The organism is Bradyrhizobium sp. CCBAU 65884 (genome assembly GCF_028128835.1).
GTDB lineage: Bacteria > Pseudomonadota > Alphaproteobacteria > Rhizobiales > Xanthobacteraceae > Bradyrhizobium > Bradyrhizobium ottawaense.
Window position 1 is genome coordinate 107,814 of record NZ_LBJU01000114.1, and the last position, 11,041, is coordinate 118,854.

Below are 11,041 nucleotides of genomic sequence, written 5' to 3' on the forward strand. Positions count from 1 at the left end.
GATGTGTGACTACAGCCTGCATGCCGTCGCGACGCGCCCCGCAGAAGTCGGCGAGACGATCGTCACGACAACATTCCGCGGCACCTCGACGCGCGGCTTCGCCTCCGAAGCCGATCTCTCCGTCGCGGTCTGCCTGCTGCCGGGAACGGAGCTCGCCTTCGCCGATAACGTCCGTTACGACAACCGCTGGATCTGGACGCGCACCGTCAACTCCCGCGTCGGCAAGTTCGGCAAGATCGATCCGCATATTCCCGATCGCCATCATGATGCGATCGAATTCCCGGACGGCAAATCCGTGCTGGTGACGCAGCTCGTCGAGGGCCAGCGCGCAACCGTGCTGCAACTGCCGGTGACTCAACCGATCGGCGAGCGCGAGCACAAGCCGCAGATCATCGCCGACAGTCGCCCGACGGTCACGCGACTGCCGATCGGCTGACGCCCTCCGGCCCGGCGGGTCCGGGGCCAGGATTGAAATGCCGTCGCCGGCCGATGCCGGCGAGCCCGGTGGGTTTGTGTTTCACGAAATTCGATCGGCGAGCGCCGCCGCACCTCGTCGCCGCACGAAGTTTGGGCCGTCCTGCCTGAATTTTGAACCTCCGCTCCGCAGCCAAATGACCGATGCTGTCGTGGTTTGAGGCGGCGGACACGCTCGATGAAAACCTTTATTCGCGTTGTTGAACTCTGGGTGCCTGACCGGACGCGCATGCGGCTGGAATTCGGCGGCGGCCTTTACGATGAAGGGCTGTCCGCGTTCAAGGCCGTCAGCGAAGAGCTGCACTTCGGATATGACGAGGGGCTTCCGGGCAAGGCCTGGGCCTGCGGCCATCCCGTCATCCTCACGAAATTCGCCAACTCCTATTTCAAGCGGACCGATCAGGCCGTCGCCGCCGGCCTCACCTGCGGCGTGGCGGTGCCGGTGTTTGCAGGCGAATTTCTGCAAGCCGTGATGGTGCTGTTCTGCGGCGACGACGAGGCGCATGTCGGCGCGATCGAACTCTGGCACAACGATCCTGATCTCTCCCACGAGATGGGCCTCGTCGACGGCTATTACGGCGCGGCGGACATGTTCGAATTCAACTCGCGCCACACTAAATTTCCTCGCGGCTTCGGACTTCCCGGACGCACCTGGAAGGCGGGCCTGCCGCTGATCATCAAGGACCTGCACGACGCCAAGAGCTTCCTGCGCTGGGAGGACGCAGCCAAGGTCGGGATCAATCTGGGTGTCGGCGTGCCCTACCGAACCGGCACCGACCAAACCTGGGTCCTGACTTTCCTCTCCGCGCAGGCAACGCCGATTGCGCGACGCTTCGAGATCTGGGTCCCGAACGAGGCCCGTTCGGCGCTGGTCTTTCGCGCCGGCGATTGCAGCGCGCAGACCGACCTTGCCGCCCGCTATGCCGCCAATTCCATTGCCAGGGGCGAAGGCAGCATCGGCGGCGCCTGGGCCGCCGGCATGCCCGCGCTCAACGACGATCTCACTCATGACGGCTCGATCGCGGGCTCTGAGGCCTGCGCAGCCGGGCTGAGCCGAATGGTGGCCCTGCCGGTCATCGGCAAGGCAAAGCTCGAAGCCGTGCTGGCCTGGTATCTGTAATCGATGGCGTCAATCGTCGGCCTGCAAGTCGGTCTCCGATGGCGTTGCGTCGCGGCTGCGGGGAGCCGCCTTCTGCGCAAGGCTGCCGTCGAAGTCACCTTCGCCCGCACCGGCCGGTAACCACGGGCGGTTCGTGCCTCTTGCCCTCACCGCCTGAACCGAAAAGCCGTCGCCACGCTGGGTCAATGCCAGCGCGCCCTGGCGAGCGAGCCGCTGCCGATCCACCACCATCGCCGCACAATCGCGCGGCGCGGGCCTCGACGTCACCACCAGTGCAGCCCGGTTGCAATCGTCCGCCAACGCGTCGATGCGCGAGGCCAGCGCGACCAGCCGTCCGTCTGCGAGCGGCGTTACGCAGCCCGACTCGTCGCACGATATGCCGCTCGCCAGCGCGCTACTGCCGGCATCGCGCGGATCGGCGTCGGCAGCCAACCACTCCCTCAGCACGAAATTGTCCTTGCCTGCCCTGATCAGATGCAAACGCCCGTCGCCGCCCCGCACCGCGACGCTCGCGCCGTCCCCGGCAATCAGGATATCGGGCTGGCGCACCGACAGCCCCCAGCCGATGGAAACCAGCAGCACGACGGCACCGCCCCAGCGCAACGGCGTACGCAGCAGGCCCATCACGATGACTCCCAGGCTCGCTGCGATCAGCGGCGCGATGCCGAACGCCGGGATGCGACCGACCGCGCCCGGCAATGCCGCCACCCAGCGCGAGACCGCGACCATCCAGTCGATGCCGATCCCCATCAGCCACCAGAACACGCCGTCGAGCCCGAACGGCGCTGCGAGCAATCCCAGCAGCCCCGCCGGCATCACCAGCGCCGAGACCACCGGCATCGCACCGAGATTGGCGAGCACGCCGTAGGGCGTGACGCGGTGGAAGTGGAAGGCGGCGTAGGGCGTGGTCGCAAGCCCGGCGATCAGCGAGGCCAGGAACAGCATCGCGATCTCGCGGCCGCCCCACATCGCGACGCGCGCGGTCGCCGAATGATCGGGTGAGGCAAACAGGTTCGGCATGCCGATCTGTACCAGCGCGACGAGACCCAGCGTCGCGGCAAAGGACATCTGGAAACTCGGATGCACAAGCGCTTCCGGCGCGACCGCGAGCACGATCAGCGCCGCCACCGCGAGCGTACGGAAGGTGATGGCGCGGCGATCGACCATCACTGCGATCAGCACCACCGCCGTCATGAAGAACGATCTTTGCGTGGCGACCTCCGCGCCAGACAACAGCAGATAGAACGCAGCCGCCACCAGCGCTGCGGCCGCCGACCATTTCTTGATGGCAAAGCCGGCCGCCAGTCCCGGGATCAAGGCCAGCAGTGCGCGCACCGCGAAGAAGACGACGCCGGCGACGACCGCCATGTGATAGCCGGAGATCGAGAGCACATGGCCGAGCCCCGAGATGAACATCGCGTCATTGACGGGCGTGGAAATCGCATCGCGCCGCCCGGTGAGCAGCGCTGTCGCGATCGCGCGGTTGTCACCTTCGAGCGTGGCACGGATGCGGGCATCGATCGCATCGCGCAGGCCCTGCATGAAGGCGGCATAACGCAGCCGCAGGCCGCCGGCATCGGGCGGGACTGAAGCCGTGATCGCGCCCATCACGAAGCCGGAGGCGCCGATGCCCTGAAAGAACATGTCGCGCGAAAAATCGTAGCTGCCGGGGCGCACCGGCGAGAGCGGCGGCATCAGCCGCGCCTTGAGCTGCACGAAGCTGCCGACCTCGGGCGCAGTGCCCTTGCGCACCGACAGGCGGACGCGTTCCAGCTTGACCTCGCTGCGCTGCGCCTCCATGGCCGTGACGCGCAGCACGAAACGATCGGTTCGCTCGCGGATATCGCGGGCCTCGACGAAACCCGACAGCGACACTGAATAGAGCGGCTTGGCCAGCACGGGGTGGGCGATGCGCGCCGTCTTCCAGGTTGCCACGGCAAAGCCGGAAGCGACCGCCGCAATCATGATCGCAGGCGCAAACAGCCGGCTCCGCCGCAACAGCACCGCGCCAAACGTGAGCGCGATAGCCGTCGCGGCAACGACCCACAGCACCGGCTCATGATCGGCGGCAAAATAGAGTGCGATGCCACCGCCAAAGGCGACAGGCACCCACGGCAACAGTCGCCCGGCGCCGGCCTCCGCGCGGGCCCATTCACGCAGCGTCTCGACGATTGCCGGCCAGGCGCCAAAGCCCGCGGGGGCAAAGCCGCCAGCCGGTGCAGCACGGCCGACCGGCCACGTCCCGGCAACTCCCTGGGAGCGTATTGGCCGGCCCGGCTCCGCCATATCCCTGCACCCTACGCGACGCGATTGCCGCCAAGGCTACCGGAACGTGCGGCCGCGCGAATAGCGGTACAAATCGAGAACGAAGGGAGCCTCCCCCTACTTTTCCTCTTCCATCGTCACGGCGACATCCGCCTTGGCCGACAGCCGCACCTTGTTCCCCTCGACACCGGCGACGAGCCCCTTGTCGATGAAATGATGATGACCCTTGTGGCTGCCCTCGCCACTGTCCTTCTTGGTCAGCTTGATGCGGTTGCCCTCGACCTTGTCGACGGTGCCGACATGGACGCCGTCGGCGCCGATCACTTCCATGTGCTCTGCGATAGTTTGCATGGTGGGTTCCTTGTTGGAGCCACCTCAACGCGCGGAGAGAGCTTCGGTTCGTATTCTGCTGTCATTCCGGGGCGCGCCACTTGGCGCGAGCTATGATGCGCAATTGCGCATCGGAGAATCCATAACCACAAGCTGGGGTTATGGATTCCGGGCCTGGCCCTTCGGGCCATCCCGGAATGACAAACTGATGAAGAGTGCCAATCAGATCAGCGGCGCCTTCGCCGAAGCGTGGTGATTGACGATCTTCCAGTCGCCGTCCTCGCGGACGATGACCCAGCTCATCTTGACGACGAGATCAGGGCGCTCGCCGGCGAGGTCGAACGAGATGGTCGCGGCCATGTTGATCAGATCGGGGCCGGCCTGCGCTGCGTTCACGTCGGAGAATACGGCGCTCGGCTTGCGCCAGCGCGGCAGGCCGTTGAAGTAATCGGCAACACCGTCCCTGCCCCGATAGAGTCTCGGGTTCGAACCGAAGAAGAACGCGTTTTTCGCATAGAGCGACGAGAGCGCGGCGGCGTCGAGCGTCGCGAAGCCGGCGCACCATTTCGCGATGATGGCGGAAACGATGGCGTCGGCTTCGTTGCTCATATGCGCATCACCCCTTTGCGACTTCCTTCGCGAAGGTGTCGCGCAGGCCGATGGTGCGGGAGAACACCGGCTTGCCCGGCGTCGAGTCCTTGTCGCGGACGAAATAGCCCTGCCGCTCGAACTGCATCGGCTCGGTCGAATTGCTCGCTGCGACCGATGCCTCGATCCGCGCGTCGCTGAGGATCTCCAGCGAGTTCGGATTGAGATCGGCCGCGAAGTTTTGGGCGTCCGGGCTCGGATTGGCGAACAGCTGGTTGTAGATGCGGATCTCCGCGGGCACCGACGCCGCCGCCGGCAGCCAATGCATCGTCGCCTTGACCTTGCGGCCGTCGGGCGCGTTGCCGCCCTTGGTCGCGGGATCATAGGTGCAGCGCAGCTCCACCACCTCGCCCTTGTCGTTCTTGATCACGCCGGTGCACTTGACGAAATAGGCGTAGCGCAGTCGCACCTCGTTGCCCGGCGACAGGCGGAAGAACTTCTTCGGCGGGTTCTCCATGAAGTCGTCCTGCTCGATATAGAGTTCGCGGCCGAACGTGATCTTGCGCGTGCCGGCGGACGGGTCATCCGGATGGTTGATCGCCTCGAGCTCCTCGGTCTGCCCTTCCGGATAGTTCTCGATCACCACCTTGAGCGGGCGCAGCACGCCCATGCGTCGCTGCGACGTGCGGTTCAGCTCCTCGCGGATGCAGAACTCGAGCATGCCGACGTCGACCACGCTGTTGGCCTTGGCAACGCCGATGCGCTTGACGAATTCACGCAGCGCGGCCGGCGGCACGCCGCGGCGGCGCATCCCCGCCATGGTCGGCATCCGCGGATCGTCCCAGCCCGCGACATGGCCGTCGCGGACGAGCTGGGTCAGCACGCGCTTGGACAGCAGCGTATAGGTCAGGTTGAGCCGCGCGAATTCATACTGGTGCGGCTGCGACGGCACCGGCAGTTTTTCGATGAACCAGTCGTAGAGCGGCCGGTGGTCCTCGAACTCCAGCGTGCAGATCGAATGCGTGATGCCCTCGATCGCGTCCGACTGGCCGTGGGCATAATCGTAGCTCGGATAGATGTGCCACTTGGTGCCGGTGCGCGGATGATGCGCATGCAGGATGCGGTACAGCACGGGGTCGCGCAGATTGATATTGCCGGCTGCCATATCGATCTTGGCCCGCAGCACCCGCGTGCCGTTCGGGAATTCACCGGCCTTCATGCGGCGGAACAGGCCGAGGTTTTCGTCCACACTGCGGTCGCGGAACGGCGAATTCTTGCCGGGCTCGGTCAGCGTGCCGCGCGAGAGGCGGATCTCCTCCTGGGTCTGGTCGTCGACATAAGCGAGGCCGTCGCGGATCAGCTGCTCCGCCCATTCGTACAGGCGGTCAAAATAGTCGGAGGCAAAGAACAGGTTCTTGCCCCAGTCGAAGCCGAGCCAGCGTACGTCGGCCTGGATGGAATCGATATATTCCTGCTCTTCCTTGACCGGGTTGGTGTCGTCGAAACGCAGATGGCAGCGGCCCGGAAACTCCTGGGCGATGCCGAAATTCAGCGCGATCGACTTGGCATGGCCGATATGCAGATAGCCGTTCGGCTCCGGCGGGAACCGGGTCACGATCTCCCTGTATTTGCCCTGGTCGAGGTCGGCCTGGATGATGTCACGAATGAAATCGCGCCCAACCTCAGCTGCCACCGGTTCTGTCATTACGAAAATCCTGTCGGGAAATCAGCGGTTCTTCTGCCAAATTCGGGAGGCTGAGCCAAGAGCTTAAGCAGGCCTCAAGCGGGGCCTGGCAGGTCCGCCGACGGGCTTTGTTTATGTCCCGTTCCTGCTATACACCACCGCCTCCAAAGCATAGGCCCTGCCAAGAATGACCAATTCCGTCGTCACGCGCTTCGCTCCCTCGCCGACCGGCTTCCTCCATATCGGGGGCGCCCGCACCGCGCTGTTCAACTGGCTGTATGCGAAGAAGCACGGCGGCAAGATGCTGCTCCGGATCGAGGACACCGACCGGGAGCGCTCCACGGAGGCGGCGATCGGCGCCATTCTCGACGGTCTGAAATGGCTGGAGCTCGGCTGGGACGGCGAGGTCATCTACCAGTTCAGCCGTGCCGCACGCCACCGCGAGGTCGCCGAGCAGCTGCTCGCCGACGGCAAGGCCTATCGCTGCTACGCGACCGCCGAGGAACTCGCCGCCATGCGCGAGAAGGCGCGCGCGGAAGGGCGCACCCGCCTCTATGACGGGATGTGGCGCGATCGCGATCCCGCGACAGCCCCGTCCAACGTCAAGCCGACGATCCGCCTGCGCGCGCCGCAGACCGGCGAGACCGTGATCGAGGACCAGGTCCAGGGCCGCGTGGTCTGGCAGAACGAGAACCTCGACGACCTCGTGCTCTTGCGCGGCGATGGCAACCCGACCTACATGCTCGCCGTGGTGGTCGACGACCACGACATGGGCGTCACCCATGTGATCCGCGGCGACGATCATCTGATCAACGCCGCGCGCCAGAAGCAGATCTACGATGCGATGGGATGGGCTCTGCCGAGCATGTCCCACATTCCGCTGATCCACGGCCCGGACGGCTCGAAGCTCTCCAAGCGTCACGGCGCGCTCGGCGTCGATGCCTACCGCGCCATGGGATATTTGCCGGCCGCGCTACGCAATTACCTCGTCCGGCTCGGCTGGAGCCATGGCGACCAGGAGATCTTCTCGACCGAGGAGATGATCGCGGCGTTCGACCTCGCCAGCGTCGGCCGCGCCGCTGCCCGCTTCGATTTCGCCAAGCTGGAAAATCTCAACGGCCACTACATCCGCCACGCCGACGATCAATCACTCGTGAAGATGTTCGAGGACGTGCTCGACCATCTCGTGCCCGCACGCGACGAGATTAAGGCCAAATTAAACGACACTACGCGCGCCCAGCTTCTCAAGGCCATGCCGGCCCTGAAGGAGCGCGCCAAGACGCTGATCGAGCTGATCGACAGCGCTTATTTCATCTTCGCCGACCGGCCGCTGGAGCTCGATCCCAAGGCACAAGCGCTGCTGACGCAAGAGAACCGCAAGCTGATCGGCCAGCTTCATTCCGCGCTGGAGAAAGTCGAGACATGGAGCGGCGCCACCACCGAAGCCGCGCTACGCGCTTTTGCCGAGGAAAATAGTCTCAAGCTCGGCGCGGTCGCCCAACCCTTGCGGGCCGCGCTGACCGGGCGGACGACGTCGCCTGGTATATTTGAGGTTTTGGACGTCCTGGGACGCCAGGAAAGCCTCGGCCGGCTTGAGGATCAGTCCAAGGACCAGACTAAGACGTAAGTCGAGCATGCGTGCGGTGATCTTGCAGCGCACACAGCAATAATATACCCATCTCCCCCGTACCTTCTGGAACATCCGGCCTGCCCCATCATCTCGCAAGGGGGCCTCCGGCTCCGGCCCGCTTCACATTTCATCGGGGACCTACGATGGACGCAAAACCGAGCAATAAGACCGCTACGCTGACGGTCGGAAACAAGAACTACGATCTCCCGATCCACAGCGGCAGCGTCGGGCCTGATGTCGTCGATATCGGCAAGCTCTACGGCCAGTCCGGCCTGTTCACCTACGATCCCGGCTTCACCTCCACCGCGAGCTGCCAGTCGAAGATCACCTATATCGACGGCGACGCGGGCGTGCTGGAATACCGCGGCTACCCGATCGAGCAGCTCGCCGAGAACGGCGACTTCCTCGAGACCTGCTATCTCCTGCTGTTCGGGGATCTGCCGACCGCCGCGCAGAAGAAGGATTTCGACGACCGCGTGACCCATCACACGATGGTGCACGAGCAGATGGCCCGCTTCTTCCAGGGCTTCCGCCGCGACGCGCATCCGATGGCGATCATGGTGGCTGCGGTCGGCGCGCTCGCCGCGTTTTATCACGACTCCACCGACATCAACGATCCGAAGCAGCGCATGATCGCTTCCATGCGCATGATCGCCAAGATCCCGACGCTGGCGGCGATGGCCTACAAGTACACGGTCGGCCAGCCCTTCGTGTACCCGAAGAACTCGCTCAAGTTCGCCGAGAACTTCCTGCACATGTGCTTCGCCGTGCCGTGCGAGGACTACAAGATCAACCCGGTGCTCGCTGACGCGCTGGACAAGATCTTCATCCTGCATGCCGACCACGAGCAGAACGCCTCGACCTCGACGGTGCGCATCGCCGGCTCCTCCGGCGCCAACCCGTTCGCCTGCATCGCCGCCGGCATCGCCTGCCTGTGGGGTCCGGCGCATGGCGGCGCAAACGAAGCAGCCCTCGCGATGCTCGCCGAGATCGGCTCCGTGGACAAGATTCCCGAATTCATCGCCAAGGTGAAGGACAAGAACTCCGAAGTCCGCCTGATGGGCTTTGGTCATCGCGTCTACAAGAACTACGATCCGCGCGCCAAGATCATGCAGAAGATGTGTCACGCCGTGCTCAAGGAGACCGGCCATGGCGACGATCCGATGCTGAAGGTGGCGCTCGAGCTCGAGAAGATCGCGCTCAGCGACCAGTACTTCATCGACCGCAAGCTCTACCCGAACGTCGACTTCTATTCGGGCATCACGCTGAAGGCGATGGGCTTCCCGGTCTCGATGTTCACCGTGCTGTTCGCGGTCGCCCGCACCGTCGGCTGGATCAGCCAGTGGAGCGAGATGATCGAGGACCCGCAGCAGAAGATCGGCCGTCCGCGCCAGCTCTACACCGGCGTCACCCGCCGCGACTACGTCACGATCAAGGATCGCAAGTAAGCTCCAAGCCGATACGGCTTTCGAAGCGGCGCCATCGCAAGATGGCGCCGTTTTTGTTTATGGAGGTGCCGTAGGGTGCGCAAGCGCAGCGTGCCCACCACCTCTCCGCAACAGATACGACGTCGTGGGCACGCTTCGCTTTGCCCACCCTACGAGACCAATCGGGCCGTGACACGCTTGCTGCCGCGCACAACAACAAAGTCCACGCCTGCGGCCGCAAACGCCTTGACAGTCAGAGCGCTCCGCGCGCAAATTCTTACACTAAGTAAGAATGACGACAGGGATGGAAATGCCGGAGCAGCCGAGAAGTCGGCGGCAGACGCGCGCTGCCATTTTGACTCACCTGCTTCAGTCGGGTGGCTCGTTTCGCCCGCCGCTGGCCAAGGCCGTGCGCCTGTCCGAAGCGAGCCTGTCGCGCATCCTGCTTGACCTGAAGACCGAGGGCCTGATCGAGGAAGTGCGGCGCCCTGCCCCCTACGTCGGCGGCCCGACCGGACTCGTGTCGCTCGACGGCTCGGTTGCCCTCGCAGCCTTCGAGCTGACCGCTCAGCACCTCAGCCTCGGCGTCGGCGGCCTGTCGGGCGAGCTGCACTACACCGAGCGCGTGCCGCTGCCGAAGGCGCCGACCGTCGAGACCGTCGACCGGGCGTTTCGCGAAGCGATGACATTGCTGCGCGACTGGACGCGCCGCCGCCGCGTCGTCCTCTCTCAGGTCGGCGTCTCCATTCCGGGCCTCGGCCGGCTCAGCGCCGCGGGCAACCCCATCATTCCCTGTGACGTCGGGCGCATCAGCGACATGTTCGGCGAGATGTTCGCCGACGTGCCCGTCGAATTTACCAATTCGGTCGTGGCGCACGCCACATTCCATCGCTGTCGCACCGAAAACTATCCATTCAATGACACACACCTGTTCGTCTTTGTCAGCCATGGCGTTGCGGGCGCCTGGATGGATGATCCCGTCGAGACCGACGCGCTCCAGCCAATCGAGCTCGGTCACATGGTGTTTGGCGAAGGCGGGCCGCGCTGTCGCTGCGGCCACCTCGGCTGTGTCGAGGCCTATACTTCGCTTCCGGCGCTGGCCGAGCTTCTCGGCGTACCCGAGCCGGAGTTGCTCCAGCTCGGCAGCGATTGGGTCAGCGCGATCCCGATCTCCTCGCGCGTGCGTCAGGAGCTGCGGCATCGCCTGTATCGCCTTGGGCTCGCGATCGGCAACACGCTGAACGTCAAGCCCTGTCACGGCGTCGCCATCTCCGGCTGGCCTTCGCTCCTTGCGGAAGGCGATCGGAAAGCGCTGGTCGACGGCGTCGATGCCTGCCTGCTCGGCGGCCGCAAGCATGCGCAGGTGTCGCTGGCTTTCGTGCCGCCGTCGAACGGCAATGATCCCAGGGCCGCGCTGGCCTTCGCCGCGTTCTGCCTCGCCTGCCGCGGCGGCATGCCGGCCGCGTCGACGGAGGCCGCCTGAGACGGCCTGAAGCTGCGCGGCTCGCGCGCAAGAGAGTTCA

At 65.0% G+C, this 11,041-nt stretch carries 9 protein-coding genes; 5 read left to right on the forward strand and 4 right to left on the reverse strand.

The window, feature by feature from the left end; translation table 11 throughout:
- Position 1 precedes the first annotated feature (1 nt).
- On the forward strand, positions 2-436 hold the full coding sequence (locus tag XI03_RS16895) for a hypothetical protein (RefSeq protein WP_028141557.1): 435 nt from the start codon (positions 2-4) through the stop codon (positions 434-436).
- A gap of 216 nt (positions 437-652) precedes the next feature.
- Positions 653-1,594 (forward strand): GAF domain-containing protein, encoded by a 942-nt coding sequence (locus tag XI03_RS16900; RefSeq protein WP_212476773.1) that lies wholly within the window; start codon positions 653-655, stop codon positions 1,592-1,594.
- A 9-nt stretch (positions 1,595-1,603) separates the two neighbouring features.
- On the opposite strand, the gene XI03_RS16905 is transcribed toward XI03_RS16900, so the two are convergent.
- From XI03_RS16905 to XI03_RS16920, 4 genes are all read right to left on the reverse strand, one after another.
- On the reverse strand, positions 1,604-3,880 hold the full coding sequence (locus XI03_RS16905) for a ComEC/Rec2 family competence protein (RefSeq protein ID WP_271592730.1): 2,277 nt from the start codon (positions 3,878-3,880) through the stop codon (positions 1,604-1,606).
- Positions 3,881-3,976: 96 nt separating this feature from the next.
- A complete protein-coding gene (locus XI03_RS16910; protein ID WP_271592731.1) occupies positions 3,977-4,210 on the reverse strand; it encodes a DUF2171 domain-containing protein in 234 nt (77 codons plus the stop codon).
- A gap of 201 nt (positions 4,211-4,411) precedes the next feature.
- Positions 4,412-4,798 carry an SgcJ/EcaC family oxidoreductase gene (locus XI03_RS16915; RefSeq protein WP_271592732.1) on the reverse strand — a complete coding sequence of 129 codons (387 nt, stop codon included), beginning with the start codon at positions 4,796-4,798 and terminating at the stop codon, positions 4,412-4,414.
- Positions 4,799-4,805: 7 nt separating this feature from the next.
- Positions 4,806-6,482, reverse strand: a complete 1,677-nt coding sequence (locus XI03_RS16920; RefSeq protein ID WP_271592733.1) for a glutamine--tRNA ligase/YqeY domain fusion protein — start codon at positions 6,480-6,482, stop codon at positions 4,806-4,808.
- A gap of 166 nt (positions 6,483-6,648) precedes the next feature.
- On the opposite strand from XI03_RS16920, the gene gltX reads away from it, so the two are divergent.
- The 3 genes from gltX to XI03_RS16935 all read left to right on the forward strand — a co-directional run bounded on the left by gltX (position 6,649) and on the right by XI03_RS16935 (position 11,001).
- A complete protein-coding gene (gene gltX / locus XI03_RS16925) occupies positions 6,649-8,088 on the forward strand; it encodes a glutamate--tRNA ligase (protein WP_271592734.1) in 1,440 nt (479 codons plus the stop codon).
- 146 nt (positions 8,089-8,234) lie between these two features.
- Positions 8,235-9,539, forward strand: coding sequence for a citrate synthase (gene gltA / locus XI03_RS16930; RefSeq protein WP_028141533.1), 1,305 nt, complete (start codon positions 8,235-8,237; stop codon positions 9,537-9,539).
- Between the two features lie 283 nt (positions 9,540-9,822).
- Positions 9,823-11,001, forward strand: a complete 1,179-nt coding sequence (locus XI03_RS16935) for an ROK family transcriptional regulator (protein WP_271592735.1) — start codon at positions 9,823-9,825, stop codon at positions 10,999-11,001.
- Positions 11,002-11,041: the final 40 nt, after the last annotated feature.

Coding starts and splice junctions, on each gene's coding strand:
- gltA (WP_028141533.1), top strand. CDS start 8,235: ATGGACGCAAAACCGAGCAATAAGACCGCTACGCTGACGGTCGGAAAC.
- XI03_RS16910 (WP_271592731.1), bottom strand. CDS start 4,210: ATGCAAACTATCGCAGAGCACATGGAAGTGATCGGCGCCGACGGCGTC.
- XI03_RS16905 (WP_271592730.1), bottom strand. CDS start 3,880: ATGGCGGAGCCGGGCCGGCCAATACGCTCCCAGGGAGTTGCCGGGACG.
- XI03_RS16920 (WP_271592733.1), bottom strand. CDS start 6,482: ATGACAGAACCGGTGGCAGCTGAGGTTGGGCGCGATTTCATTCGTGAC.
- XI03_RS16935 (WP_271592735.1), top strand. CDS start 9,823: ATGGAAATGCCGGAGCAGCCGAGAAGTCGGCGGCAGACGCGCGCTGCC.
- XI03_RS16915 (WP_271592732.1), bottom strand. CDS start 4,798: ATGAGCAACGAAGCCGACGCCATCGTTTCCGCCATCATCGCGAAATGG.
- gltX (WP_271592734.1), top strand. CDS start 6,649: ATGACCAATTCCGTCGTCACGCGCTTCGCTCCCTCGCCGACCGGCTTC.
- XI03_RS16900 (WP_212476773.1), top strand. CDS start 653: ATGAAAACCTTTATTCGCGTTGTTGAACTCTGGGTGCCTGACCGGACG.
- XI03_RS16895 (WP_028141557.1), top strand. CDS start 2: ATGTGTGACTACAGCCTGCATGCCGTCGCGACGCGCCCCGCAGAAGTC.